The sequence below is a fragment of the Stenotrophomonas acidaminiphila genome, assembly GCA_002951995.1.
Classification (GTDB): domain Bacteria; phylum Pseudomonadota; class Gammaproteobacteria; order Xanthomonadales; family Xanthomonadaceae; genus Stenotrophomonas; species Stenotrophomonas acidaminiphila_A.
In genome coordinates this window covers 792,229-818,166 of record CP019797.1, presented here as the reverse complement: position 1 = coordinate 818,166, position 25,938 = coordinate 792,229, and the positions used below count along the sequence as shown (strand labels likewise).

27 protein-coding genes, 1 tRNA gene and 3 pseudogenes are annotated in these 25,938 nt (G+C 70.1%); 12 read left to right on the top strand and 19 right to left on the bottom strand.

The window, feature by feature from the left end; genetic code table 11:
- Positions 1–28: 28 nt before the first annotated feature.
- From B1L07_03515 to B1L07_03480, 8 genes and pseudogenes are all read right to left on the bottom strand, one after another.
- Positions 29–1,120: a redox-regulated ATPase YchF gene (locus B1L07_03515; protein AUZ54336.1), complete on the bottom strand. Its 1,092-nt coding sequence runs from the start codon at positions 1,118–1,120 to the stop codon at positions 29–31.
- Positions 1,121–1,196: 76 nt separating this feature from the next.
- On the bottom strand, positions 1,197–1,778 hold the full coding sequence (locus tag B1L07_03510; protein AUZ54335.1) for an aminoacyl-tRNA hydrolase: 582 nt from the start codon (positions 1,776–1,778) through the stop codon (positions 1,197–1,199).
- 51 nt (positions 1,779–1,829) lie between these two features.
- Positions 1,830–2,432, bottom strand: coding sequence for a 50S ribosomal protein L25/general stress protein Ctc (locus tag B1L07_03505; GenBank protein ID AUZ54334.1), 603 nt, complete (start codon positions 2,430–2,432; stop codon positions 1,830–1,832).
- A 107-nt stretch (positions 2,433–2,539) separates the two neighbouring features.
- Positions 2,540–3,499 (bottom strand): ribose-phosphate pyrophosphokinase, encoded by a 960-nt coding sequence (locus tag B1L07_03500; protein AUZ54333.1) that lies wholly within the window; start codon positions 3,497–3,499, stop codon positions 2,540–2,542.
- A 133-nt stretch (positions 3,500–3,632) separates the two neighbouring features.
- Positions 3,633–3,709, bottom strand: a tRNA-Gln gene (locus B1L07_03495).
- A 3-nt stretch (positions 3,710–3,712) separates the two neighbouring features.
- On the bottom strand, positions 3,713–4,594 hold the full coding sequence (locus tag B1L07_03490; GenBank protein AUZ54332.1) for a 4-(cytidine 5'-diphospho)-2-C-methyl-D-erythritol kinase: 882 nt from the start codon (positions 4,592–4,594) through the stop codon (positions 3,713–3,715).
- Complete coding sequence (locus tag B1L07_03485; GenBank protein AUZ54331.1) at positions 4,591–5,241, bottom strand: outer membrane lipoprotein LolB; 651 nt, start codon at positions 5,239–5,241, stop codon at positions 4,591–4,593. Before B1L07_03485 ends, B1L07_03490 begins: the two co-directional genes overlap by 4 nt.
- A pseudogene (locus tag B1L07_03480) lies at positions 5,238–6,922 on the bottom strand (hypothetical protein). Before B1L07_03480 ends, B1L07_03485 begins: the two are co-directional and overlap by 4 nt.
- Positions 6,923–6,990: 68 nt before the next feature.
- On the opposite strand from B1L07_03480, the gene B1L07_03475 reads away from it, so the two are divergent.
- The 3 genes from B1L07_03475 (at position 6,991) to B1L07_03465 (ending at position 11,133) form a co-directional block, all read left to right on the top strand.
- Positions 6,991–8,274 carry a glutamyl-tRNA reductase gene (locus B1L07_03475; protein AUZ54330.1) on the top strand — a complete coding sequence of 428 codons (1,284 nt, stop codon included), beginning with the start codon at positions 6,991–6,993 and terminating at the stop codon, positions 8,272–8,274.
- A complete protein-coding gene (locus B1L07_03470) occupies positions 8,252–9,337 on the top strand; it encodes a peptide chain release factor 1 (protein ID AUZ54329.1) in 1,086 nt (361 codons plus the stop codon). The genes B1L07_03475 and B1L07_03470 overlap by 23 nt, the downstream gene beginning before the upstream one ends.
- Positions 9,338–9,429: 92 nt before the next feature.
- Positions 9,430–11,133: a UDP-N-acetylglucosamine-peptide N-acetylglucosaminyltransferase gene (locus tag B1L07_03465; protein AUZ54328.1), complete on the top strand. Its 1,704-nt coding sequence runs from the start codon at positions 9,430–9,432 to the stop codon at positions 11,131–11,133.
- Positions 11,134–11,256: 123 nt separating this feature from the next.
- Here B1L07_03465 and B1L07_03460 read toward each other — a convergent pair whose 3' ends face one another.
- Genes B1L07_03460 through B1L07_03450 form a run of 3 tightly spaced genes read right to left on the bottom strand, consistent with a single transcriptional unit; the run spans position 11,257 to position 14,012 of the window.
- The gene (locus B1L07_03460) at positions 11,257–11,505 is read right to left on the bottom strand and encodes a hypothetical protein (GenBank protein AUZ54327.1); all 249 of its coding nucleotides are present in this window, start codon (positions 11,503–11,505) and stop codon (positions 11,257–11,259) included.
- Complete coding sequence (locus B1L07_03455; protein ID AUZ54326.1) at positions 11,502–12,851, bottom strand: hypothetical protein; 1,350 nt, start codon at positions 12,849–12,851, stop codon at positions 11,502–11,504. The genes B1L07_03460 and B1L07_03455 overlap by 4 nt, the downstream gene beginning before the upstream one ends.
- 21 nt (positions 12,852–12,872) lie before the next feature.
- Positions 12,873–14,012 (bottom strand): virion core protein (lumpy skin disease virus), encoded by a 1,140-nt coding sequence (locus B1L07_03450; protein AUZ54325.1) that lies wholly within the window; start codon positions 14,010–14,012, stop codon positions 12,873–12,875.
- Positions 14,013–14,223: 211 nt separating this feature from the next.
- Here B1L07_03450 and B1L07_03445 point away from each other — a divergent pair, with 211 nt between their 5' ends.
- Positions 14,224–15,003 carry a polyphosphate kinase 2 gene (locus tag B1L07_03445; GenBank protein ID AUZ54324.1) on the top strand — a complete coding sequence of 260 codons (780 nt, stop codon included), beginning with the start codon at positions 14,224–14,226 and terminating at the stop codon, positions 15,001–15,003.
- A 418-nt stretch (positions 15,004–15,421) separates the two neighbouring features.
- On the opposite strand, the gene B1L07_03440 is transcribed toward B1L07_03445, so the two are convergent.
- On the bottom strand, positions 15,422–16,012 hold the full coding sequence (locus B1L07_03440; GenBank protein ID AUZ54323.1) for a thioredoxin: 591 nt from the start codon (positions 16,010–16,012) through the stop codon (positions 15,422–15,424).
- Positions 16,009–17,283, bottom strand: coding sequence for a hypothetical protein (locus B1L07_03435; GenBank protein AUZ54322.1), 1,275 nt, complete (start codon positions 17,281–17,283; stop codon positions 16,009–16,011). The genes B1L07_03440 and B1L07_03435 overlap by 4 nt, the downstream gene beginning before the upstream one ends.
- A 77-nt stretch (positions 17,284–17,360) precedes the next feature.
- On the opposite strand from B1L07_03435, the gene B1L07_03430 reads away from it, so the two are divergent.
- The 4 genes from B1L07_03430 (at position 17,361) to B1L07_03415 (ending at position 19,368) form a co-directional block, all read left to right on the top strand.
- Positions 17,361–17,954 (top strand): NAD(P)H:quinone oxidoreductase, type IV, encoded by a 594-nt coding sequence (locus tag B1L07_03430; GenBank protein AUZ56439.1) that lies wholly within the window; start codon positions 17,361–17,363, stop codon positions 17,952–17,954.
- Positions 17,951–18,295 (top strand): hypothetical protein, encoded by a 345-nt coding sequence (locus B1L07_03425; protein AUZ54321.1) that lies wholly within the window; start codon positions 17,951–17,953, stop codon positions 18,293–18,295. Before B1L07_03430 ends, B1L07_03425 begins: the two co-directional genes overlap by 4 nt.
- A 110-nt stretch (positions 18,296–18,405) precedes the next feature.
- A complete protein-coding gene (locus B1L07_03420; protein ID AUZ56440.1) occupies positions 18,406–18,891 on the top strand; it encodes an asparaginase in 486 nt (161 codons plus the stop codon).
- Positions 18,892–19,368, top strand: coding sequence for an aminoacyl-tRNA deacylase (locus B1L07_03415; GenBank protein AUZ54320.1), 477 nt, complete (start codon positions 18,892–18,894; stop codon positions 19,366–19,368).
- Between the two features lie 210 nt (positions 19,369–19,578).
- Here the strand turns inward: B1L07_03415 and B1L07_03410 are convergent, their stop codons facing one another.
- Positions 19,579–20,676: a branched chain amino acid aminotransferase gene (locus B1L07_03410; GenBank protein ID AUZ54319.1), complete on the bottom strand. Its 1,098-nt coding sequence runs from the start codon at positions 20,674–20,676 to the stop codon at positions 19,579–19,581.
- A 66-nt stretch (positions 20,677–20,742) separates the two neighbouring features.
- Positions 20,743–21,293, bottom strand: a pseudogene (locus tag B1L07_03405) (putative Fe-S cluster assembly protein SufT).
- Positions 21,294–21,400: 107 nt separating this feature from the next.
- Here B1L07_03405 and B1L07_03400 point away from each other — a divergent pair.
- Positions 21,401–21,823 carry a hypothetical protein gene (locus B1L07_03400; protein AUZ54318.1) on the top strand — a complete coding sequence of 141 codons (423 nt, stop codon included), beginning with the start codon at positions 21,401–21,403 and terminating at the stop codon, positions 21,821–21,823.
- 408 nt (positions 21,824–22,231) lie between these two features.
- Here B1L07_03400 and B1L07_03395 read toward each other — a convergent pair.
- The 4 genes and pseudogenes from B1L07_03395 to B1L07_03380 all read right to left on the bottom strand — a co-directional run bounded on the left by B1L07_03395 (position 22,232) and on the right by B1L07_03380 (position 24,462).
- Positions 22,232–23,670 (bottom strand): annotated as a pseudogene (locus B1L07_03395) (NAD(P) transhydrogenase subunit beta).
- Positions 23,667–23,891: a hypothetical protein gene (locus tag B1L07_03390; GenBank protein ID AUZ54317.1), complete on the bottom strand. Its 225-nt coding sequence runs from the start codon at positions 23,889–23,891 to the stop codon at positions 23,667–23,669. The pseudogene B1L07_03395 and the gene B1L07_03390 overlap by 4 nt, the downstream one beginning before the upstream one ends.
- On the bottom strand, positions 23,876–24,121 hold the full coding sequence (locus B1L07_03385) for a hypothetical protein (GenBank protein ID AUZ54316.1): 246 nt from the start codon (positions 24,119–24,121) through the stop codon (positions 23,876–23,878). The genes B1L07_03390 and B1L07_03385 overlap by 16 nt, the downstream gene beginning before the upstream one ends.
- A gap of 38 nt (positions 24,122–24,159) precedes the next feature.
- The gene (locus tag B1L07_03380) at positions 24,160–24,462 is read right to left on the bottom strand and encodes an NAD(P)(+) transhydrogenase (protein AUZ54315.1); all 303 of its coding nucleotides are present in this window, start codon (positions 24,460–24,462) and stop codon (positions 24,160–24,162) included.
- Between the two features lie 131 nt (positions 24,463–24,593).
- Between B1L07_03380 and B1L07_03375 the strand changes: the two genes are divergently transcribed.
- From B1L07_03375 to B1L07_03365, 3 genes are read left to right on the top strand one after another with little or no spacing between them, the layout of a single operon-like run.
- Positions 24,594–25,136 carry an RNA polymerase sigma factor gene (locus B1L07_03375; GenBank protein ID AUZ54314.1) on the top strand — a complete coding sequence of 181 codons (543 nt, stop codon included), beginning with the start codon at positions 24,594–24,596 and terminating at the stop codon, positions 25,134–25,136.
- A gap of 5 nt (positions 25,137–25,141) precedes the next feature.
- Complete coding sequence (locus B1L07_03370) at positions 25,142–25,495, top strand: hypothetical protein (GenBank protein ID AUZ56438.1); 354 nt, start codon at positions 25,142–25,144, stop codon at positions 25,493–25,495.
- 5 nt (positions 25,496–25,500) lie between these two features.
- Complete coding sequence (locus B1L07_03365; GenBank protein ID AUZ56437.1) at positions 25,501–25,908, top strand: hypothetical protein; 408 nt, start codon at positions 25,501–25,503, stop codon at positions 25,906–25,908.
- The last annotated feature ends 30 nt before the right edge of the window (positions 25,909–25,938 follow it).

The window sequence follows — 25,938 nt, the reverse complement described above, 5'->3', positions numbered from 1 at the left end:
CTTCGCGTTCCGGGCGGTGCGCCGCGGATCAGACGTTGAAGCGGAAGTGCAGCACATCGCCTTCCTTGACGATGTAGTCCTTGCCTTCCAGGCGCAGCCGGCCGGCTTCCTTGGCGCCCTGCTCGCCCTTGAGGGTGATGAAGTCGTCGTAGCCGATGGTCTCGGCGCGGATGAAGCCACGCTCGAAATCGGTATGGATCACGCCGGCGGCCTGCGGCGCGGTGGAGCCGGCGCGCAGCTGCCAGGCGCGGACTTCCTTCACGCCGGCGGTGAAATAGGTCTGCAGGCCCAGCAGTTTGTAACCGGCGCGGATCACCCGGTTCAGGCCCGGCTCTTCCAGGCCGAGGTCCTTGAGGAACTCGTCGCGGTCGGCGTCGTCCAGCTGCGCCAGTTCTTCCTCGATCGCCGCACATACCGGCACCACCTCGGCGCCCTCGGCCTCGGCACGGGCGCGCACCGCGTCCAGGTGCGGGTTGTTCTCGAACCCGTCCTCGGCGACGTTGGCGATGTACATCAGCGGCTTGAGCGTGATCAGGAACATGTCGCGGACCAGCGCCTTCTCCTCGGCATCGAGCCCGGCCGAGCGCGCCGAGCGGCCCTGGTCGAGCGCCGCGGCCAGCTTCTCGAGCACCGGCTTGCGCGCCAGCGCTTCCTTGTCGTTGGCCTTGGCCGCGCGGTTGGCGCGGTCCAGCGCCTTCAGCACCGATTCCAGGTCGGCCAGCGCCAGCTCGGTATCGATGGTTTCGATATCGGCGATCGGGTCGACCTTGTTGGCGACGTGGATGACGTTGCCGTCCTCGAAGCAGCGCACCACGTGGGCGATGGCGTCGGTCTCGCGGATGTGGGCCAGGAACTTGTTGCCCAGACCCTCACCCTTGGATGCGCCGGCGACCAGCCCGGCGATGTCCACGAACTCCATAGTGGTGGGGATCACCCGCTCCGGCTTGACGATGGCCGCCAGCGCCTCGAGCCGCGGATCCGGCACCGGCACGATGCCGGTGTTCGGCTCGATCGTGCAGAACGGGAAATTGGCCGCGGCGATGCCCGCCTTGGTCAGCGCATTGAACAGGGTCGACTTGCCGACGTTGGGCAGGCCGACGATGCCGCATTTGATACCCATGCAACAAACTCCAGGATTCGGGATTCCGGCCTGCGCTCTCCACGGACGCCGGGGTCCGCGAAAGCGCAGGCCGCAATCACGGCTTGCCCGTGTGCAGGCGCTTCATGGCCTCGTTGAAGTCGCCGGCGACCGCCAGCGGCAGCACGTCGATGGCGTCGTCGATGGCGCGCGCGATCAGCACTTCGTCGTCCTTCGACGGACGGCCCAGCACCCACGGCACCACGCGGTCCTTGTGGCCCGGGTGGCCGATGCCGACGCGCAGGCGGTGGAACCGGCCATGCCCGAGCAGGCGGATGGTGTCGCGCAGGCCGTTCTGGCCACCGTGGCCGCCATCGAACTTCAGGCGCGCCGTGCCCGGCGGCAGGTCCAGCTCGTCGTGCGCGAGCAGGGTCTGTTCCGGCTCGATCTTCCAGAACCGCTGCGCGGCCGTCACCGACTTGCCGGACAGGTTCATGAAGGTGGCGGGCTTGAGCAGCCATACCGGCTGGCCGCCGATGTCGACCCTGGCCACTTCGCCGAACAGCTTGGCGTCGAGCGCCCAGCGCGCGCCCGCCCGTTCGGCCAGGGCCTCAACGAAATGAAACCCGGCGTTGTGCCGGGTCCGGGCGTGTTCGGTTCCGGGATTGCCCAGACCGACGATCAAGCGCAAGCCAGTCATGCGTCCACCGTTGGCTGCGTCCGCCCGTTGCGGGCGGACGCAGCCGGCCGATTACTCGGCGGCTTCCTCGGCAGCGCTCGGCGCCTTGGCGATGACCACGGCGTCGTCGTGGTCCTTGCCCAGCTTCAGCGCCGGGATTTCCACGCCCGCCGGCAGCTTCAGCTGCGACAGGTAGATGATGTCGCCGGCGGTCAGGTTCGCCAGGTCGACTTCGATCGACTGCGGCAGGTCCTTCGGCAGGCAGGCGATGTGCACTTCCTTCAGCTCGTGGGTGACCAGCACGTCGGCGGTCTTGCCGGCCGGGGAGATCTCCTCGTTGATGAAGTGCAGCGGCACGGTGGCGTTGAGCACTTCATTCTCGTTCACGCGCTGGAAGTCCAGGTGCATGACCAGCTGCTTGTACGGGTGGCGCTGCATGTCGCGCAGCAGCACCTTGTAGATGCTGCCATCGAGGTTCAGGTCGATGATCGAGGAGTAGAACCACTCGTTCTGCTGGGCCAGCCAGATTTCGTTGTGGTTGAACTCGACCATCGCCGGCTCGCGGTCACCGCCATAGACGATGCCCGGCACCAGGCCGGCGTGACGCAGGCGGCGGCTCGCACCCTTGCCCTGCACGTCGCGACGGGCGACTTTGATTTCGTGGGACTTTGCCATTGTTGACTACTCTTGGTTGTTGCACCGCATGCGGTGCGTAATGAAGGCACCCCCGCGACCAGGGATGCCGCTGCCGGTCCCGGCACGGCGCCGGGAACCGGGATGCTTCAATCCACGTACATCGAGCTGACCGATTCGCCGAAGGCGATGCGGCGCATCGTCTCGGCCAGCATCTCGGCCACGCTGATCTGGCGGATCTTGGTGCAGACACGGGCCACGTCGGACAACGGGATGGTGTCGGTCACCACCAGCTCGTCGAGCTGGGAGTTGTTCAGGTTGTCCACCGCCGGGCCCGAGAGCACGGCGTGGGTGCAGTACGCGGCGACCTTGACCGCGCCGCGCGCCTTCAGCGCGGCGGCGGCGGCGCACAGGGTGCCGGCGGTGTCGACGATGTCGTCGACCATCACGCAGGTCTTGCCTTCGACGTCGCCGATGATGTTCATCACCGTGGCGACGTTGGCGCGCGGCCGGCGCTTGTCGATGATCGCCAGGTCGGCGTCGTCCAGGCGCTTGGCCACCGCGCGAGCGCGCACCACGCCGCCGACGTCCGGGCTGACCACGATCAGGTTGTCGGTGCCGTAGGCGCGCCAGATGTCGGCCAGCAGCAGCGGCGAGGCGTACACGTTGTCCACGGGCATGTCGAAGAAGCCCTGGATCTGGTCGGCGTGCAGGTCGACCGTGAGGATCTGGTCGGTATGCACGGCCGAGAACATCTTGGCGGCGACCTTGGCGGTGATCGGCACGCGCGAGGAGCGCATGCGGCGATCCTGGCGGGCGTAGCCGAAGTACGGCACCACCGCAGTGACGGAGGCGGCGCTCGCGCGCTTGAGCGCGTCGATGATCACCAGCAGCTCCATCAGGTTCTCGGCGCTCGGCGCGCAGGTCGGCTGCACCACGAACACGTCCTGCTTGCGCACGTTCTCCTGGATCTCGACCTGCACTTCGCCGTCGGAGAACTTGGAGACCAGCGCCTTGCCCGGCTGCACGCCCAGCTCCTTGCAGATGCTCTGCGCAAGGGGTTTGTTGGCATTGCCGGAAAAAACCAGCAGGTTCTGGGCGTCTTGCATGTGGGCTTTCTCGGGCGGCGGCGAAAGAGCGGGAGCGGGGGAACATCCTGTGGCGGCAGCGTCCGGCATCCGCGGCCAGCGCTTTGCTTCCCCGCACGGCAACGTGCGGGCTGCCACGGGAAAACCCGGGCAGTGGCAGGGGCGGTAGGATTCGAACCTACGAATGCCAGGATCAAAACCTGGTGCCTTGGGCCTCTTGGCGACGCCCCTGCATCAATCCTTCACTGCTATCGCTTCCAGTGCATCGAGCAGTGGCGAGCGCGCTGCGCCCGCAACCACCCATGCCCGCAGCCGCTCCGGCAACTCCGCCCGGGCGTGCTCGGCGGCAGCGCGCGTGGCGAACTCGACGAAACAACCGCTTCCCGACCCCGTGAGCCGTGCCCGGCCGACGCGCGAAAGCGCCTGGAACACCGCATCGACGGCGGGCTCCCGGCATCGCAGCACCGGCTCGAACGCATTCCCGAGGTCGGTCCCGGAAGCGAAGTCCGCTATTTTCGCGGGCGCGGCATCCCGCGTCAAATCCGGTGAACGGAACAGGTCGGCGGTGGGCACATGCACGCCCGGGTCGACCAGCAGGTACCAGGCCGGAGGCAGGTCCAGCGGCCGCAGCCGCTCGCCGACGCCTTCGGCCCAGGCGTTGCGCCCACGCACGAACACCGGCACGTCCGCACCCAGGCGCAGCCCCAGCGCCGCCAGCGCCTCCTCGCCCAGGCCGGTGCCCCACAACGCGTTGAGTACGACCAGCACGGTCGCCGCGTCGGACGAGCCACCGCCGAAGCCACCACCGGCCGGAATGTGCTTTTCGACGCTGATATCAACGCCTTGGGCGCAGTTGGCGGCCTCTTTCAGCGCAATCGCGGCACGCACCACCAGGTCGTCGGCCTCGGCCACGCCGGGAACGGAGCCTCCCTCGCGGCGGACCTGGCCGTCGCCGCGCAGGCGCAGACCGATGCGATCGCCCCAGTCCAGCAGGCGGAACACGGTCTGCAGTTCGTGATAGCCGTCTGGCCGGCGGCCGGTGATCCGCAGGAACAGGTTCAGCTTGGCCGGCGCCGGCCAGTACGACCAGCCGGCCGCGTCGACAACCGTGTTCATTGCCCGCCCATGCTCCATTCATCCACGATCAGCCGCACCTTGGCGTCGCCATTGACCGCCTCGATGCGGCGCGGCAGCGCCGGCCGCCCGGCGTCCTGCGGGTACCAGTCGAGATAATCGATCCGCCAGCCACCCTGCTCCAGGACCCGCGGCAATCCCGCGGCGTCGTAGCCCAGGTAGGTGGGTGCCGCGGCGTCGGCGGCGCGCATGCCGCGCACCCAGGCCGCCAGCTGCGCCACCGGGATGTCCCAGCCGGTGGCCTGCCGCAGCAGCTCGCCGGCCTCGGCACCACTGCGCGGACCGCCCTCCAGCCCGTCCAGCCGCACCACCTGCCCGGCACCGCCGCTCAGCTGCCAGCTCTGGCGCGTCACCGGCGCGGCCAGGCTCACCTGGTAGGCGTCGCCGCGCTGCTGCCAGTCGATGCGGCCGTTGCCGCCGTTGCGACCCTTGCTGATCGCGACCCGGCCCTGGAACGACCACGCCGGGACGGTATCGAGCACGGCCAGCCGCGCCGTTTCCACGGCCGGCTCGATGGTCGAATGCACCGGCGTGGACGGCGCCGGCTGCCGCGTCGCCAGCGACCCGCAGCCGGCCAGCGCGCCGGCCAGCAACGGCACCACCATCCAGCGCCACGTCATTGCCGTCATACGCCAAGCGCCTCGACCGCGCGCTGCAGTGCGCGGTTGTCCGGATCCAGCCTGCGCGCCTCGTCGAAGAAGCGCCGCGCCTCGTCCTTCTGCCCGAGCACCCACAGCACCTCGCCGACGTGCGCGGCGATCTCCGGGTCCTTGTTCAGGCTCCATGCCCGGCGCAGCTGCACCAGCGCCTCCTCCCTGCGCCCCAGCCGGTACAGGACCCAGCCATAGCTGTCGACGATGGCCGCGTTGTCCGGCTCGGCCACGCGTGCGCGGTCGATCAGCTCCAACGCCTCCTGGTAGCGCCCGGTGCGGTCGGCCAGGGTGTAGCCCAGCGCATTGAGCGCGGCCACGTTCTCCGGCTCGGCGACCAGGATCTTGCGCAGGTCAGCCTCGGCGCGCGGAATGTCGTCGCGCCGCTCCCAGGCCAGTGCCCGCGCATACAGCAGCGCGCTGTCGTCCGGGTAGGCGGCAAGGCCGCGGGTGAGGATGCCGACCTCGGCGTCGTTGCGTTCGTCGCGCTGCTGCAGCTCGGCTTCGAGCAGGTAGGCATCGCGGCGCACGTCGTCGTCCACCGAGGCATCGGCCTGGATGGCATGGACCTCGTCGGCCGCCTGCGCCTTCTCGCCCAGCTCGTGCAGCGCATTGACCGCACGCAGCCGCGCCTCGCTGCGCTGCGGGCCACCGGGCACGCCGTGGTACCAGTCCACGGCTTCGCGATAGCGCTTGAGGTACTCGGCGATCCGGCCCAGCAGCAGGCGCTGGTCCGGATCCGGCTTGCCGGCCCTGGCGGCGATGTCCTGGTACAGCGCCAGCAGCGCGGCATCGTCTTTCTGCTTGGCCAGCAGCGAGGCGCGCATGCCCCAGGTCTGCACGTCCTGGGTGCCGGCGGAGAGCACCCGTTCGGCCGCGCCGGGCTCGCCGAAGGCGTCGTAGGCGAAGGCCAGCGCGTTGCGCAGCTCGTCGTCGCCGGCGGCCTTGGGCTCGACGCCCTTCAACAGCGCCAGCGCCTCGTCCTTCCTGCCGGCCTGGTTGAGCTGGGACGCATGCAGCAGGGCCACCCGCGGTTCGTCGGGGAAGCGCCTGACCACCTCGCCGACCATGCGCCGCGCCAGCTCCGGGCGGTCCATCCGCAGCGCCAGGCGGCCGAACTCCTGCCAGGCCTCGAGATCGTCGGGAATGGCGTTGGCGTCGACCAGTTGGTCCAGCACCGTCGCCGGCGCCGCCGGGTCGCGGCCGCCCGTGGCCAGCGCCAATACCGCATACCGCCATGCCCGCGGTTCGCGCGAACGCAGCACCGCCAGCAGTTCCTTGCGCGCCAGCCGGGTGTCGCCCTGGCGCAGCGCCAGCGACGCCCGGGTACCGCGTACCGCCAGCGCGCCGGGGGCGCGCTGCGCCCACAGCGCCAGCGCTTCGGCGGCGCCGGCCTCGTCGTCGGCGAGCATGGCGATGCGGGTGGCGCGTTCGGCCAGGCCGACATCGCCGGCGTGCTCACGCGCGGCCTGCAGGTACCAGCGCGCGGCGTCGGCAAGCTTGCCCGCCTGCAGGGAGAACTCCCCGCCAGCACCGGCGTCAGCGACGCGGCCTGGGCACGGTCCGCCGGTGGCGGGGCCGCCAGCAGGGGCGCCGACGACAGGAGCAGCAGCGCAACGCTGCCTATACGGGTGAGCCGGGTTGGTCTGGAAATGGGCATCTGCGGCAATCGGGCCGTAAAATGGCGGCCATCAACAGCCAGCAGCTTATCGCAAGCAACTGAACAGAATGACCCTGTGGGTGCTCGGACTGAACCATCAGACCGCGCCGGTGGAGCTGCGCGAACGCGCGGCCTTCGGCGGCGATGCGCTGGCGCGCGCGATGGCGTCGCTGCGGCAATCGCCGCAACTGGCCGAGGCGGTGCTGCTGTCCACCTGCAACCGCACCGAACTGTATGCCGTGGCCGATGACGGCCGGCACCTGTCGCACTGGCTGGAAAGCCATGCCGGCGACCTGCAGGGGTATCTGTACGAGCACCGCGACGACGCCGCCGTGCGCCACCTGTTCCGCGTCGCCACCGGGCTGGATTCGATGGTGCTGGGCGAGCCGCAGATCCTGGGCCAGGTGAAGGACGCCTGGGCGCTGGCGCGCGACAACGGCGCCATCGGCCAGCACCTGGACCGGCTGTTCCAGCAGACGTTCTCGGTGGCCAAGCGCGCCCGCACCGACACCCGGGTCGGCGCCAACCCCATTTCAGTGGCGTCGACCGCGGTGCGGCTGGCGCAGGATTCGTTTGCCCGGCTGGAGGACTCGGTGGTGCTGCTGGTCGGTGCCGGCGAGACCATCGAGCTGGCCGCCAAGCATCTGGGCGAAGCGCGGGTGAAGCGGCTGCTGATCGCCAACCGTACCCTCGCCCACGCGCAGGAGCTGGCCAGCCGCCATGGCGGCGTGGCGCTGCCGCTGACCGAACTGGAACGCCACCTGGCCGAGGCCGACGTGGTGTTTTCGGCCACCGCCGCACGCGAACCGGTGATCCTGCAGCGGCAGGTTGCCGCCGCGCTGCGCGCGCGCAGGCACAAGCCGATGTTGTTGTTCGACCTGGCGGTGCCGCGCGACATCGAACCCGGCGTGGGCGAGCTGGCCGACGCCTACCTGTACACGGTCGACGACATGGAGCGCGCCGTGGAGGAGAACCGCCGCAGCCGCCGCGAGGCCGCCGCCGAGGCGGAGGCGATCATCGACCTGCAGGTCTCCCGCTACATGGAGAACCTGCGCGCCACCCACCTGCAGGCGCCGCTCAAGCAGCTGCGCGCGTTCGGCGAGGCCACCCGCGCCGAACTGCTGGACAAGGCACGGCAGCAACTGGCCCACGGCAAGTCCGCCGACGAGGTGCTCGAGCAGCTCGCGCACGGGCTGACCAACCGCCTGCTGCACCCCCCTACCGCCGCGCTGCGGCAGGCCGCGCTGGAAGGCGACGCCGACCTGACCCGTGCCGCCGAGCGCCTGTTCCCGGCCGTGCCCGGGTATCGACACCCCATTGCGAGGACCGATGACGCCGACCCTGCGCCGTAAGCTGCTGGCCCTGGCCGAGCGCCGTGAAGAACTGGAACGCCTGCTTGCCGACCCGGACGTGGTCGCCGACAACACGCGCTTCCGCGATCTCTCGCGCGAATTCGCCCAGCTCGAGCCGGTGGCCAGTGCGCTGGCCGCCGAAAGCCGCGCCCGCGCCGACCTGGCCTCGGCTGAGGCGATGCGCGCCGACCCCGAACTGCGCGAGCTGGCCGAAGAGGAGATCGCCGCGGCGCAGGCGCGCCTGCAGGCGCTGGACGAGGAACTGGCGCTGCTGCTGGTGCCGCGCGACCCGCGCGACGAAGGCAACCTGTTCCTGGAGGTGCGCGCCGGCACCGGCGGCGACGAGGCGGCGATCTTCGCCGGCGACCTGTTCCGCATGTACGCCCGCTATGCCGAACGCCAGGGCTGGAAGGTCGAGATCGAATCGGACAACCCCGGCGAACATGGCGGCTACAAGGAGATCGTGGCCCGCGTGGTCGGCCGCGGCGCGTACTCGAAGCTGAAGTTCGAATCCGGCACCCACCGCGTGCAGCGCGTGCCGGCCACCGAGTCGCAGGGGCGCATCCACACCTCCGCGGCCACCGTGGCGATCATTCCCGAGGCCGACGACGTCGAGGACATCGCCATCAATCCGGCCGACCTGAAGGTGGACACCTTCCGCTCGTCCGGCGCCGGCGGCCAGCACGTCAACAAGACCGAATCGGCGATCCGCATCACCCACGTGCCGACCGGGGTGGTGGTCGAGTGCCAGACCGAGCGCAGCCAGCACGCCAACCGCGACAAGGCGATGAAGCGGCTCAAGGCGCAGCTGCTGGACGCCGAGCGCAGCCGGCAGGCGGCCGCGCAGGCCGAATCGCGGCGCCTGCAGGTCGGCAGCGGCGACCGCAGCCAGCGCATCCGCACCTACAACTTCCCGCAGGGCCGGATCACCGACCACCGGGTCGAGGGCCTGACCCTGTACGACCTGCCCAACGTGATCGAAGGCGACCTGGACGCGCTGGTCGGCCGCCTGCTGCACGAGCACCAGGTGGACGAACTGGCGCGCCTGTCCGAGGGCACCTGAGGTCCGCGCGTCGTCACTGTCGGCCGTCCCGCGGCAGATGCACGACCACGCCCGCACAATCGGCACATCGCAGCAGAGGGTTCCGCCACCGCATGAATGTCCCGCACGACGAACGCCAGCACCTGCGCAGCGCGGTACAGCGCCAGCCGGCCGACTTCATCGCCTGGGTGATGCTGGCCGACGCCGAGCTGGGCGCCGGCGACGTGGCCGCCGGCGAACGCGCCGCGCAGCGCGCGCTGCAGTTGCGCCATGACCACCCCGAAGCATTGGCCCGGCTGGGACGCGCGCGCTGGATGCAGGGCCGCCACGAGGAGGCGGCCAACCTGCTGCGCCACGCCTCGCGACAGGTTCCCGGGCACCCCGGCATCGCGCTGTGGCTGGGCCATGCGCTGGAGGACGCCGGCCAGCCCGAGGCCGCCGCCGATGCCTATCGCCGCGCCCATGCACTGCTCCCGGACGAGCCCTATGTGGCCGCGCAGCGCCTGAACTGGCAACGGCGGCTGTGCGACTGGCGCGGGCTGGAGGCGCTGTCGCAGCAGGTGCGCGGCGCGGTGGCGCAGGGCAACCCGGCGGTGGAGCCGTTCGCCTTCCTCAGCGAGGACGCCAGCGCCGCCGAGCAGCTGGCCTGTGCCCGCCAGCGCGCACAGGTGATCGCCGCGTCCACCCCGCGGCTGCCACCGGCGCAGTTGCGCACCGACGGCCCGCTGCGGGTGGGCTTCCTTTCCAATGGCTTCGGCGCGCACCCCACCGGGCTGCTGACCGTGGCGCTGTTCGAGCAGCTGCGCACCGACGCCGGGCTGCAGGTACATCTGTTCGCGCTCAACGGCGACGACGGCAGCCGCATCCGCCAGCGCCTGCTGGCGGCGGCCCACACCCTGCACGCGGTCGATGGCATGCCGCACGCGGCCATCGCCGCGCGTATCCGCGAGGCCGGCATCGACGTGCTGTTCGACCTGCGCGGCTGGGGTGGCGGCGGCACCCCGGAAGTGCTGGCGATGCGGCCGGCGCCGCTGCAGGTCAACTGGCTGGCCTACCCCGGCACCTCGGGCGCGCCGTGGATCGATTACGTGCTGGCCGACGCGTTCGTGTTGCCGCCGGCACTGGAGCCGGCGTTCAGCGAAAAGGTGCTGCGGCTGCCGCGCGCGTTCCAGCCCTCGGACAACACCCGCGTGGTCGAGGCGCCACCGCCGCGCGGCGACTGCGGCCTGCCCGGGCGCGACGGCAACGGCGGCGGCGTCGTGTTCTGCTGCTTCAACAACAGCTACAAGCTCAACCCGCGCAGCGTCGCGCGCCTGCTGGAGGTGCTGCGTGGGGTCCCCGGCAGCGTGCTGTGGCTGCTGTCGGGGCCGGGCCTGGCCGACCAGCGCCTGCGCGAGGTCGCGCAGCGGCAGGGCATCGATCCGTCGCGCCTGGTGTTCATGCCCAAGCTGCCGCACCCGCACTACCTGGCACGCTACCGGCATGCCGACCTGTTCCTCGACACCCATCCCTACAACGCCCACACCACCGCCTCCGACGCGCTGTGGGCCGGTTGCCCGGTGTTGACCACGCCCGGCCACACCTTCGCCGCGCGCGTGGCCGGCAGCCTCAACCACCACCTTGGGCTGGACGAGATGAACGCCGCCGACGATGCGGCCTTCGTCGCCACTGCGATCCGGCTGGGCAACGACCCGGCCGCGCTGGCCGGCCTGCGCCAACGCCTGGCCGCGGCCCGCCGCGATGCCGGCCTGTTCGACATGGCCGGCTTCGCGCGTGATTTCGCCGCGCTGTTGAAGGATCTGCGACAACGCCCGTAGGTGCGGGGCTTGCCCCGCACGGGGCATGGCCGCGAGAGCCCGTGCAGGGCAAGCCCTGCACCTACGGGTGGGGATCCAGCGCAGGCGATGCGCCATGCGGGCCCCGCACCCACGCGCGGAGGCTCAGCGCAGGCGTTTCACCCGGCGCCGGTAATCGCCGACGTTGTCGCCGTCGATACGGCGCTGCTGGGTGCCCTTCACCTCGCCGACCTTGCGCTCCGAGCCGGTCACCGGCTTGGCCACGATCTCGGTCTCGTGCTCGAAGCCATGCGATTTGTCGGTATTGCGGTAGTACCGGTACAGGGCCCAGTACAACGCGGTCGCGCCGGCCGGGCCTGCGGCCAGCAACCAGAGTCCACTGTCGTCGCTCATGAGGCAGCCACCAGGAATGCGATTGCGAGGGCTTCGATGATCGTGCCGGCGGTGAGCGCGGCCAGCAGCAGTTTCCACTGCTGCACGGGCACGCTGCCCATGGTCTCGCCGGTGCGGCCGTTGACCGCGATGTAGTGCAGCATGCCGCCGTTGCTGCCGGGCTGGTGGTAGGAGTACAGCCACACCGGCAGGTACATCGATACCCAGCGGGTGCCGTGGACCTCCAGCTGCTCCTGCTCCCAGCGCACGCCGCGGTCGTAGCGCGCTACCGAGCGGTGCACCTGCGCACGCGCGATCGACAGCAGCTGGTCCTCCAGCCGCGGGCGCAGCTTCTCCACGTCCAGGTCGCGCTTTTCCGAGGTGTAGCCGGCCAGGTAGGAGGCATTCCACTTCAGCGCGTTCTTGGTGTCGAACGGCAGGATGGCGTTGATGATGTTGTTGGTATTGGTGCGCGTGTCCAGGTTGCCGCGCCCGGCGGACGATTCCAGCGGCAGGTCGTCGACGGTGAAATCCACCTGCCGCTCCACCTGGTAGACGTCGGCGTCGTAATAGGTCTGCCGGTTCTTCTCGGTGCCGCGGGTGTACTCGCGGGTCTTGATCTCGCCCCTGCCGGCCACCGCCGCGCTGACATTGCCGTCGACGATCATGTACGGCAGGTAGACGCCGACCACGTTCTCCGGGGTGAACTGCTCCTTGAACGCCTTGAGCGCGAACAGGCGGCGCTTGTCCACGAACTGGCGGATGCGCGCGACCGCGTCGTCCTTCCTTATGTGGAACGGCAGCAGCGCGTCGGGCACCGCGCCGTTGGCGATCTGCTCGTTGACGCCGAACACATGCCGGCACCAGTGGCAGCGCGCAGTCATGCTGCTCTGGGTGTTGACGGTGACCTCGGCGCCGCAGCCGCTGCATTTGAAGGTCATCAATACCGCGGCATCGGCGTCGATGTCGCGCGCACCGGAGGCGATGACGGTACCGCGCAGCTGGTCGATGGCCTCGCCCAGCCCGAACGCCTCTTCCACCCGCGCGCCATGCCACTCGTGGCGGCAGTACAGGCACACCAGCACGTCGCTGCCGGCCCGCGGGCGGATGTCGGTGGCACCGCATTTGGGGCAGCGGTTGAGGCCGTCCTTCAGCTCGGTGGCGGAGGTATCGATGGCCAGCGGATCGGGCGCCTCGACCTCGTCGCGGATGGCCTGGGGCAGATCGGCGGTCTCCAGCGGGAAACCGCCGGGCGGCGGCGGCACGTCACGCGGCGAGCCGGGCCCGTCCAGCGTCGCCGCCGGCAAGGGCGGCGGCGCGGCGGCGGACCCGGGCAGCGGCGGTGGGCCGTTACGGGGATCGGACATGGGCGTCGTGGGTCCTGCCGGTTACAGGCCCAGCGCCTTGGCTTTCAGCGCGTCGTAGTCGGCCTGGGTGATCAGCCCCAGATCCAGCATTTCCTTGGCCTTCTTCAGCCTGGCCACCGGATCGTCGGCCGCCGGCCCAACCGGCTGCTGCATGCCGCCGACGCCGAACATGCCCGAGGCCATGCCGACGCCGACCAGGCCGGCCGCACCGCCGTTCTCGCCGGCCGCCTGGATGCCCTGGGCGACGCTGGCCTGCAGGTTGGAATTGCCGCGCGCGCCGGACAGCGCGTCGGCGCGCTGCACGGTCTTGAGCAGCTCGCGGGTGTTGGCGTCGTACTCGATCGAGACGATGGCGGTCTTGACGATGGCCAGGCCGCGGTCGGACTGCCAGTGGTAAGCCTGCTCGACCGCCGCCGACAGGCTCTGCGCGAAGCCGATCGAGTCCTGCTGCAGTTTGGTGATGCGGTTGCCCTTGGCCGGATCGTTCGTGTACAGGCTGAACGCCGGCGCGAGCGAGCCGACCACTTCGTTGAACAGCTGGCTGGCGGCGGCGTTGTCCAGGTCAGTGAAATCGAACACCTGGCCGGGGCGCAGGTAACTGGCCGGCACGAAGTTCTTCACGAACAGGATCGGGTCGACGATCTTCAGCGTGTACGAGCCGCGCGTGACCGCGCCGACCTGGGTGTTGAGGAAGCCGTCGTCCCAGTAGATCTCGGACTGGGTGCCGAAGCGGTTGTCCGGCAGTTCCTTGAGCGAGACGAAGAACGCCGCCTGCTGCGCACCCGGCTGGCCGCCGAACTTGAAGCGCTCCCAGCTCTGCTTGATGAAGGTGCTGACCAGGCCGTCGCCGGCGAAGATCGACTGCGAGTTCGGATCGTCCGAACGCCACTCGTAACCGCCCGGCTCGGCGACGAAGCCGGTGATGGCGCCGTCCTGGAACAGCAGCAGGCCGTAGCCCTCGGGCACGACGATCTTCGAGCCGTTGCTGATGATGTTGGACGAGGCGCCGGTGTTGGAACCACGGCCGGCATTGGTCCCGCGCGGCACCGCGGCGAACAGCGCCGCCGTCGCCGGCAGGCCGTCCGGCACCGTGAAAAAGTCCTTCCACTGGTCGGCCAGCACGCCGCCGATCGCACCCTTTGCTGCCTGGACAAGCCCCATCGCACCGCTCCTGATCCATTGCCGGGCACCACGCCCGGCGCTGCGGCAAAACTACATGAAAACCGATGCGCGGGGAAAAGCCGGTCGGCGGCCGGAAGGCACCGGGCGCTCCGCCGCGGGCCCGGCAACCCGTCGTTGCCGCGAGGACCGCCCGACTGGTTCACCGTGCCCCGGCTGCGCTAGGCTCGCGCTTCGGGACAGGGAGACCGCCGTGGACAAGCTCAAGCGCAAGCAGTACGAACAGTTGCTGGAGCCCATGCAACTGGAACTGACCGCGATGGCGCGCTGGGTGCAGCACTCGGGCCAGCGCCTGCTGGTGCTGTTCGAGGGCCGCGACACCGCCGGCAAGGGCGGCGCCATCCAGGACATCGCGCGCCACCTGAACCCGCGCCAGTGCCGCGTCGTCGCCCTGCCCAAGCCGACCGACCGCGAGCGCACGCAGTGGTACTTCCAGCGCCATGTGGCGCATCTGCCGGCGGCTGGCGAGATCGTGCTGATGGACCGCAGCTGGTACAACCGCGCCGGCGTGGAAAAGGTCATGGGCTATTGCACCGACGCCCAGTACCAGGCGTTCCTCACCCAGGCACCGGTGTTCGAGCGGCTGCTGGTGGATGACGGCATCCTGCTGTTCAAGTACTGGCTGTGCGTGGACCAGGCGCAGCAGGAAAAGCGCTTCGCCGAGCGTCGCGAGAACCCGCTCAAGGGCTGGAAGCTGTCGCCGGTGGACCTCCGCTCGCGGGTGGAGTACGACGCCTACACCCATGCCCGCGAAGCCATGCTCGAGGCGACCCATACCCACCATGCGCCGTGGACGCTGGTGGATTTCAACGACCAGAAGCGCGGCCGCCTGACCCTGATCCGCGACCTGCTCGACCGCCTGCCGGAAACACGCCTGGACGAGGCGCTGATCGACCTGCCGCCGCTGCCGGACGAGCCGAAGAAGGAAAAGTACGGCATGGTGAAGCCGCTGCCGCCCTACCCCGCGACGTAGATGCGGGGCTTGCCCCGCATGGGGGCGTGGCGGGAAAGCGTGTGCCGGGCGAGCCCGGCACCTACATGGTCCGCAGCCGCCTTGGGTGGATGCGGGGCTTGCCCCGCATGGGGGCGTGGCGGGAAAGCGTGTGCCGGGCGAGCCCGGCACCTACATGGTCCGCAGCCGCCTTGGGTGGATGCGGGGCTTGCCCCGTATTGAGGCGTGGCGGGAAAGCGTGTGCCGGGCGAGCCCGGCACCTACATGGCCCGCAACCGCCTTGCGTGGATGCGGGGCTTGCTCCGCATGGGGGGCGTCGGGGAAGGCTGTGCCGGGCGAGCCCGGCACCTACATGGTCCGCAACCGCTTTCCGTAGATGCGGGGCTTGCCCCGCATGGGGGTCACGCCGGGCATGCGCCGCGCGGCAGGCGGCGGGGTTTCAGCCCACCTTGCCGCCAGCCTCGACGATGGCCTGCTCGATCTTGCCGGCATCGACCGGGCCCAGGAACTGGTGGGCGACCTTGCCATCGGGCGCGATCAGGTAGGTCATGGGCAGACCGCGCGGCGTGGCGAAGTCCTGCGGCGGGTCGTACGGGTCGAGGATGACGATCGGATAGGCCACCGGGTGCTTCTCCAAGAAGGCGCGCATGTCGTCCGGCTCGATGTCCTCGTAGGCCAGGCCGACCACCTCGACGTTGTCGCGCATGGCGTGCAGCGCCGACAGTTCCGGCATTTCCTGCAGGCACGGCGCGCACCAGGTCGCCCAGAAGTTGACCACCACCCATTTCCCGCGATGGCCGGCCAGGTCGTAGTCCTCGCCGGCCACGGTCCTGGCCTGCAGCCGCGGCAGTGCCGCGGTCTGTGCCACCACGCCCGGGTTGGCGCCGGCGGCAGGCGCTTCGGCCGGCTTCGACGCAGGCGCGGCCGCGGGCTGGCTCTGGGTCCCGGCCCCGGCGGGCGCACCGGCGTCGGGCGCGCTGCAGCCGGCCAATGCCAGCGCCAGCAGCGCGAAGGGAAGCAATCGGGTCATCGTTCGTCTCCGGTAATGGCATAGATGTCGCCGACGCGGCGCTTGAGCAGCTCGCGCAGCGGCACGCGCAGTTCGTCCAGCGCGCGGCAGGCCGCCTGGCCCAGCGCGTCCTCGCGGAACGGCAGGTATTCCTCGGCGATCGGAATGCGCAGCTGCGAGCTCTCGTACAGCTCGCGCAGAGTGATGCCGTCCAGGTCGCGCGCCAGCAGCCACTGGCCGCGTTCGTCGCGCCGCAGCAGGTTGATCGCCTCCATCTGGCACAGCAGTTCCTGCAGCAGCGAATCGGTGAGCATCGGCTCCAGCGCCAGCAGTTCCTCTTCGTCCAGCCCACGCCCCTGCGCGCGCGCCTCGCGGAAGCGCCCGAGCAGGCGCAGCAGGCCGTACAGCTCGCAGCCCTGCGGCAGGCGCAGGGCGACCGGCTGGTAGCGGAACGCGGCGATCGACGACGCCAGCGAGGCGCCCAGCAGCACCGACACCCAGCCCAGGTAGATCCACAGCAGCAGGATCGGCACGAACGCCACCGTGCCGTACAGCTTCTGGTAGGACTGGAAGCTGCCCAGGTACAGGCCCATGCCCCACTTCACCAGTTCCAGCATCACCACCGCCAGCAGGGCGCCGGGGATGGCATGGCGCCACTTCACGGTGTGGTGCGGGACCACCCGGTAGACCAGCATCACGCAGGCGAACTCGATCAGCACCGGCGCCAGGCGCAGCGCCAGGTCGGCCAGCCAGCGGCCCTCGACAGTGCCGAACAGCGGCAGCGCGAACACCTTGGCCGACACCGCCAGCGAGGCCGCCGCGAGCATCGCGCCCAGGGTCAGCACGGTCCAGTACACCAGGAAGCGGGTCAACCGCGGCCGCGCCGAGGCCACCCGCCAGATGCGGTTGAAGATCTGCTCGATGCTGTTGAGGGTGATCAGCAGCGACGCCACCAGCGCGATGAAGCCGGCCGCGGTGAGCTGGCCGACGCTGGCCGAGAACTGCCGCAGGTAGCCCTCGGCCGCGCGCGCGGCCGAGGGCACGAAATTGGAGAACACGTAATCGCTGAGCGCCTCGCTCCAGCGGTCGAACATGGGGAACGCCGACAGCACCCCGAACACCACGATCGCCAGCGGCACCAGCGCGAACACGGTGGTGTAGGCCAGCGCGCCGGCCGCCTCGAACAGGCGGTCGTCGAGGAAACGGTGCCACAGGAAACGGGCGAAACTGGCCCGGCGCCCGCTGTCACGGACCCGTTCCATCCATAGATTGAGCGAATCCAGGGGTTCCATTCGGCAAGGGTACCCGATGCAAAGCGCGGCCCGCATCGCCGATACTGCCGCCTCCCGTGTGATGAGTGGATGGTGCGATGGCGGAAATCCTGGTGCTGTACTACAGCCGCGGCGGCTCGGTGGCGCGGCTGGCGCGGCAGATCGCCCGCGGCATCGGCGAGGTGCCGGGCATGGGCGCGCGCCTGCGCACGGTGCCGCCGGTCGCCGCCGTCACCCAGACCAGCGCGCCGCCGGTGCCGGAAGACGGCGCCCCCTATGTCGAGATCGCCGACCTGGCCGAATGCGCGGGCATCGTGCTCGGCAGCCCGACCCGCTTCGGCAACATGGCCGCGCCGGTCAAGCATTTCCTCGACGGCCTCGGCGCGGAGTGGGTCAACGGCACCCTGTCCGGCAAGCCGGCGGCGGTGTTCACCTCCACCGCGTCGATGCACGGCGGGCAGGAATCGACCCTGCTGTCGATGCAGCTGCCGCTGCTGCACCACGGCTGCCTGATCGTCGGCATTCCGTTCACCGAACCGGCGCTGAGCCACACCACCAGCGGCGGCACGCCATACGGCGCCAGCCATGTGGCCGGCGCCCAAGACGACCCGCAGCCGAGCGACGACGAAGCCCACCTGGCGCGCGTGCTCGGCCGGCGCGTGGCCGACATCGCGCGGAGGCTGGCGCGATGAGCACGGCGACACGACGGCACCCGACCCTGCTGCTGGCGCTGATCGCGCTGGCCGCGCTCTACACCTGGTGGTTCCTGGACGACAAGCACTGGCTGGCGACGCAGTTGGTGTTCACCGGGCCGCCGCTGCTGCTGGCCATCGCCCTGCGCCTTGGCTGGCGGCTGGCGCCGTTCTGGTCGGGCGTGTTCGCGCTGGGCTGGTTCAGCCATGGCGTGATGAGCGCCTGGAGCCACCCGGAGACCGCGCCGCTGGCGTGGCTGGAAATCGCGCTGTCGCTGCTGGTGATCACACTGGCCAGCCTGCCGGGCCTGCGCGCGCGCTTCGCCAGGAAGCGCCCGTAAAGGCGGGGCCCGCCCCGCACGGGGACTGCCGGCAAAAACCCCATGCGGGCGGACCCGGTCCGCGGCGCGGCTTATCATTTGCACCATCACCGTTTGGATTCACCGCCATGATGGAAGACCTCCTGATCGTCACCACCGGTGGCACGATCGACAAGATCTATTTCGACGACAAGTCCGACTACCAGATCGGCGATCCGCAGATCGGCATGATCCTGCGCGAACTGGGCGTGACCTTCCGCTTCAACGTCATCCCGATCCTGCGCAAGGATTCGCTGCACATCACCGACGCCGACCGCGAACTGATCCGCGCCACCATCGCCGCCCAGCCCACCCGCCACGTGCTGGTCACCCACGGCACCGATTCGATGGTGGCCACCGGCAAGGTGCTCAAGACCATCCCCGGCAAGACCATCGTGATGACCGGCGCGCTCAGCCCGGCGCGCTTCCGCGGCTCGGACGCCGAGTTCAACATCGGCTGCGCGATCGGCGCGGTGCAGTCGCTGCCCGAAGGCGTCTACATCGCCATGAACGGCCGCGTCTGGAACCCGGACAAGGTGCGCAAGAACGTCGAGGCCAACCGTTTCGAGTCGCTCTGAGTGGCCCGCGGTACCCGCGCCACCGCCGCGCTGGACAAGGCCGGGGTCGCCCACGGACTGCATGCCTACGATTACGCCGCCGAGGTGGACAGCAAGGGCATGGCCGCCGCGCAGGCGCTGGGCATCGCGCCGGAACTGGTGTTCAAGACGCTGATGGCGTGGGTGGACAGGCAGCCGGTGGTCGCGGTGATCCCGTGCGACCAGCGGTTGTCGCTGAAGAAGCTTGCCGCCGCCTGTGGCGGCAAGCACGCGCAGATGATGGAAGTGGCCGAGGCCGAGCGCCGCAGCGGCTACAAGGTCGGCGGCATCAGCCCGTTCGCGCAGCAGCGCCCGGCCGTCGTGCTGTTCGCCAGCGCCGCGCTGCGGCACGCCCGCATCTGGATCAACGCCGGCCAGCGCGGACTGCTGCTGGACATCGCCCCGGACGACGCGCAGCGCGTGCTGCAGGCACGCTGCGCCGACCTGTGCGAAGAATGACCGCGCCGCTGCCGCGGGCGCGGCACCCGCGGCGGCCCGCCTGAACCCGCAACCGCACACACGACGGCGCCCCCCCCCCGCAACACCTGCCGGACGCGCGCGGGCAACGGCACCGCCACGCCAGGCAGCCGGCGCGGCAGGAACGGTGGCCACTTAATATGAAAAGCCCCGCTTGCGCGGGGCTTTCCGTCTGCGGCCTGGCCCGGGGACTCAGCCGTCCAGGCGCACCAGCCAGCCGTGGCGGTCGGGCAGGCGGCCGTACTGGATGTCGGTCAGCTCCTTGCGCAGCGACATGGTCACCTCGCCGGCCGGCGCGTCCAGGTTGCCGACGGTGAAGCCCTCGCCCTTGAGCTGGCCGATCGGGGTGATGACCGCGGCGGTGCCGCAGGCGAACACCTCGGTGATGTCACCCGACGCCACGCCCTGCTTCCACTCATCGATGGACACCTTGCGCTCTTCCACGGTCATGCCGCGGTCGCGCGCCAGCTGCAGGATGGATTCGCGGGTGATGCCTTCCAGGATCGAGCCCGACAGCGCCGGGGTGACCAGCCTGTTTTCCTTGCCGTAGACCAGGAACACGTTCATGCCACCCAGCTCTTCCAGGTACTTGCCCTCGACCGGGTCGAGGAACAGCACCTGCGAGCAGCCCTGCGCCTGTGCCTGCTGCTGCGGCAGCAGCGACGCGGCGTAGTTGCCGCCGCACTTGGCCGCGCCGGTGCCGCCCTTGGCCGCACGCGCGTAGTCGGTGGACAGCCAGATCGCCACCGGCGCCACGCCCTTGGCGAAGTACGGGCCGGCCGGGCTGGCGATCACGTAGTAGCTGGCCTTGTGCGCGCCGCGCACGCCAAGGAACGCCTCGTCGCCGATCATGAACGGGCGGAAGTACAGGCTGGCCTCGTCGGCGCCGGACACCCAGTCCTTGTCCACCGCGATCATCTGCTTCAGCGACTCGACGAAGATTTCCACCGGCAGCTCGGGCAGCGCCAGGCGCGCGGCCGACCGCTGCAGGCGGCGGCCGTTGGCCTCGGGACGGAACGTCCACACCGACCCGTCGGCATGGCGGTAGGCCTTGATGCCCTCGAAGATCTCCTGCCCGTAGTGCAGCACCGCCGCGGCCGGATCCAGCGCGATCGGGCCGTACGGCATCACCGCCGCGTCATGCCAGCCGGTGTCCTTGTCCCAGCGCACGGCCACCATGTGGTCGGTGAAGTGCAGGCCGAAACCCGGCTTCTCCAGGATCTTGGCGCGCTCGGCGGCGCTGCGCGGGTGGTCCGAACGGGTGACGTGGAAGCTCAGAGACTGGGACACCGGATGTTTCCTTCCAGATTGCGGGTTTTGAAGCCGGCCCGCACCCGGGCCAGCGCGTGGGACACCTTACAGCATGCCCGTTTCGAGCCGTGCCGCCTCGGACATCATGTGCTTGCCCCACGGCGGGTCGAACACCAGTTCGACGTCGGCGGCGGCCACGGTCGGGATCATCTCCAGCTTGCTGCGCACGTCGTCGACCAGGATCTCGCCCATGCCGCAGCCGGGCGCGGTGAGGGTCATGCGCACGTCCACTTCGCGCCGGCCAGCGTCCAGGTGCTTGATGTCGACCTCGTAGATGAGCCCGAGATCGACGATGTTGAACGGGATTTCCGGGTCGAAACAGGTCCGCAGCTGCTCCCATACCAGCTTTTCCACGTCCTCGTCGCCGGCGCCCTCGGGCAGTTCCAGCCCCGGCGGCGGCTCCTTGCCGATGGCATCACCGTCCTTGCCGGCGATGCGGAACAGGTTGCCTTCGACGAACACGGTGTAGCTGCCCCCAGCGCCTGGGTGATGTAGCCGTAGCTGCCGGCCGGCAGGGTCACGCTGTCGCCCTGGGGCACCATGACGGCCGGGCAATCGCGTTCGAAATGGACGGGTTCGCTGCTGCGGGAGTACATGTGGATCGATATGGGGACGCGGACGCTACCCGCAAGACGGCCATTTTAGCCGACTGGGCGCGCCGGCCGCTGAAGGGCTATGCTGCGTGACCTTTTCGGAAATGCCCATGCCACCTGCCCCACGCCCGCCCGGCCGCCCCCAGCATTGGCTCTGGCCCCTGCTGTTGCTGCTGGGCAGCGCCACCCTGGCCATCGCCTGGCTGATGGTCGCACTGGCCACCGGCTCGCAGGCCGGCTGGATGGCGGTCGCCGCGGCCGCAGAGGCCGCCTGGATGTTGCGCCTGGGCACGCTGGCCGCCGGCAGGACCCGGATCGCGCTGGCGATGCTGGCCACGCTGTTGATCGCGCTGGCCGCCAACTGGGGCATCGCCGCGGCCTATATCGGCGGCCCGATGGGCCTGGCGCCCTGGGAATCGGCGCTGCGCCTGGGCCCGCACCTGGCCTGGACCCTGATCGGACTGGCCAACGGCACCACCGAGATCCTGTGGCTGCTGGCCGGGTTGGCGGTGGCATGGTGGCTGGCGCGCTGAATTGAACTGCCCGGTGCCGCGCAGGTGCCGGGCAGGATTCATGCGGGGCAAGCCCCGCATCTACAGAAACGCGGGGTTGCCGGATCGCGTCCGTAGGTGCCGGGCTTGCCCGGCACGGGGCTTCACCGGGCAGGATTCATGCGGGGCAAGCCCCGCATCTACGGAAGCGCGGGGGTTGCCGGATCACGCCGTAGGTGCCGGGCTTGCCCGGCACGCGGCTTCACCGGCAAGGATTCATGCGGGGCATGCCCCGCATCTACAGAAACGCGGGTTTGCCGGATTCGGATCGCGCCGTAGGTGCCGGGCTTGCCCGGCACGGGGCTTCATCGGCAAGACTTCATGCGGGGCAAGCCCCGCATCTACGGGGTTCCAGATATGCGAGATTGCCGGCTAGCGGCCGGCACTGCCTCAATGCCCGCCGTCCAGCGCCTTGAGCTCACTGACCAGCGCGCCCGCCATCTCGGCGCCATCGCCGTACAGCATGCGCGTGTTGTCGGCATAGAACAGCGCGTTCTCGATGCCGGCGAAGCCGGTGCCCTTGCCGCGCTTGATGACGATGGTGTTGCGGCTGCTGACCACGTCCAGGATCGGCATGCCGTAGATCGGGCTGGACGGGTCGGTCTTCGCCACCGGGTTGACCACGTCGTTGGCGCCGATCACCAGCGATACATCGGTGCTGGCGAACTCGGGATTGATGTCGTCCATGTCCGCGATCAGGTCGTAGGGCACGCCGGCCTCGGCCAGCAGCACGTTCATGTGCCCGGGCATGCGCCCGGCGACCGGGTGGATGGCGAACTTCACCTTGACCCCGCGTTCGATCAGCCGCTGCGCCAGCTCCCATATCTTGTGCTGGGCCTGGGCCACCGCCATGCCGTAGCCGGGCACGATCACCACCCGCTCGGCGAAGGCCATCATCGCCGCCACGTCGGCGGCCTCGATCGGCTTCTGGCTGCCGCTGATTTCCGCCGCGCCCTGCCCGCCACCGCCGAAGTTGGAGAACAGCACGCCGCTGATCGGCCGGTTCATCGCCTTGGCCATCAGCCGCGTCAGCAGGATGCCGGCCGCGCCGACCATCATGCCGGCGATGATCAGCGCCTCGTTGCCCAGCACGTAGCCTTCGAAGGACACCGCCAGCCCGGTGAAGGCGTTGTACAGCGAGATCACCACCGGCATGTCGGCGCCGCCGATGGGCAGGGTCATCAGCACGCCCAGCGCCAGCGCCGCCACGAAGAAGGCGATGATCGCCAGCGGCTGCAGGCTCAGCGCCGCCCACACCCCAGCGCCACCATCGCCACGGCCACCAGCAGGTTGAACGCCTGCTGCCCGGGGAAGGTGACGCGCTTGTCCAGGCGGCCGTCGAGCTTGGCCCAGGCGATGACCGAACCGGACAGCGACACCGCGCCGATGGCCGCGCCGACCACCGCCAGGGCCAGCACCGTGGCCGACGGCTGCCGTGCCGCGAGCGCGGCGATGGCTTCCGCGCTCCAGTGGCTGGTGTCGCGGCCGGCGACGTCGGCGAAACGCAGCAGTTCCACCGCGCCGATGGCCGCGGCCGAGCCGCCGCCCATGCCGTTGTACAGCGCCACCATCTGCGGCATGTCGGTGATGGCGACCTTCCTGGCCGACACCCAGGCCAGCGCGGTGCCCAGCACCAGCGCCACCAGGATCAGCGCGATGTTGTGCAGCCCCGGCAGGAAGAACGTGGCGACGGTGGCCAGCAGCATGCCCACGCCCGCCCAGTGGATGCCGCTGCGCGCGGTCCTGGGCGAGGCCATGCGCTGCAGGCCCAGCAGGAACAAGGTGGCGGCCACCAGGTAACTCGCCTTGACCAGCAACGCCATGCTCATGCCGCTTCCTCCTGAACCCGGGTTTCCACAATGCCGGCGTGACGATCGCGGCGGTGATGCTCGCGCATCTCGATCGCGGTCTTCAGCAGCCCGATCATGCCCAGCCCGAACGCCACCAGCCCCAGCGACAGCTGCGACAACGCCGCGGTGTCCGCCAGCGCCGCGCCCACCAGCCCCAGCACGATCGGCAGCAGCGCCTCGGCGGTCAGCAGCCAGAGCATCCAGCCGCCCTTGCGCGGGTCCTCCCAGACCCGGCGCGAGAGCCGGTTCTGGTGCGGGTCGGGTCCTGCAGCGAAGACAGGCCGATGCCGACGCCGGCATACAGCAGGGCGTTGTTGAAGGCATCGAGCAGGCCATCCAGGCCCCTGAACAGGGGCAGCGCGGCATGGCCGAGCGCGACCAGCAGCGCCGGATACTGCAGGTAGCTGAGCCACTGGAACAGCTGCCGCACCTCGATCCGCCGCGCCGGCGGCGGGGCTACCCGTGCGCTCACTTGCCCGGCCCTTGCGCCGCCCTGGAGCTCTTGAACATCTCCAGCATGCGCTCGGTGACGACGTAGCCGCCGGCGGCGTTGCCCGCGCCCAGGGCGACGGCGATGAAGCCGATGGCCTTCTCCAGCGTGGTATCGGCATGGCCCAGCACCACCATCGCCCCGATCAGCACGATGCCGTGGATGAAGTTGGAACCGGACATCAGCGGGGTGTGCAGGATCACCGGCACCCGCGAGATGATCACGTGGCCGGCGATGGCCGCCAGCATGAAGATGTACAACGCCACGAACCCGTCGTTCATTGCTGCCCTCTCCGAGGCCGGAACTGCCCGTCCCGCATCATAACCATGCGATGAACGCCGGCGCGACCGTTGCCGTCAACCGATCCGCCCGCCGCGCGTTATCGATGCCAGAACCCCCGGAACGCTACCCTGTGCTGGTGACCCCGCCGCCGCTGACGCCCGTTGCCGCCCCCGCCTCGCTGGACGCCTTCCTGGCCGGCGTCGGGCCGCGTGCGTTCCGCTTCGCCGAGGCCGGCCTGCGCCAGCGCGACGATGCGCTGGACGCGGTGCAGGACGCGATGGAACGGATGCTCGGCTACCGCGACCACCCGGCCGAGGAATGGACGCCGCTGTTCTGGAGCATACTGCGCCGGCGCATCATCGACCTGCAGCGCCGACGCGGCTTCCGGCTGAAGTTCTGGGCGCCGGCGCAGGACGAGGACGGCCCGATCGACTGGGCCGACGACCGCCCGGGGCCGGCGCAGGAACATGAGCAGCGCGAGGATTACGCGCGGCTGGTGCAGGCATTGCGGCAATTGCCGGCACGCCAGCGCGAGGCGTTCGGCCTGCGCGTGCTGCAGGAGCTGGACGTGGCGACCACCGCCCGGATCATGGGCTGCTCGGAAGGTTCGGTGAAAACCCATCTGTCGCGCGCGCGCGACGCATTGCAGAAACAACTGGAGGCCACGCGGTGAACCGCCTGCCCACATCCCGCAACGACGACTTCGACCGCTCGCTGCGGCAGCTGCAACAGCATGCCGAAGGCGCGGTTTCCGCCGCTACGCTGGCACGCCTGCGCCAGGCGCGCCGGCACGCCACCGCCGGCGCCGACGCCGGCGCCTCGCCGTGGCGTCGCCGCGGCTGGTGGCTGGCCACCGCCTGCTCGGCGGTACTGGCGGTGACGGTGGCGGTGCAGTTCAACCGCACCGCGCCGGTACTGCCTCCCAGCGTGGCGGCCGACCCCGCCACCGACCTGTCCGATGATGCCCTGCTGTTCGACGAAAGCCCGGAGCTGTACCTGTGGCTCGGTTCGGACGCGGTGGCGATGGAGTGATGATCATGAACATCCGCCTTTGCCTGCTGCCACTGTTGCTGGCCGTCGCCGCGCCGGCATTCTCCCAGCCGTCGCAGCCGTCGCTGCCCGAGTGGGAGCAGCTCACCCCGGCCCAGCGCGAAACCCTGATCGCGCCGATGCGCGACCGCTGGAACGCCTCGCCCGAGCACCGCCAGCGCATGTACGAGCATGCCCGCGGCTGGCAGCAGATGAGCCCCGAGCAGCGCTCGCAGGCGCGCCGCGGCATGCACCGCTTCCAGAACATGTCGCCGCAGCAGCAGCGCGAGGCCCGCGCCCTGTTCGCGAAGATGCGCACCCTGGACAAGGCCCAGCGCCAGCAACTGCGCGAGCAGTGGCACCGGATGACGCCGGAACAGCGCCGGCAGTGGCTGGAGGCCAATCCGGCCGATTGAAGGGGGGCGGCAAGCACCACGGCCGGCGCC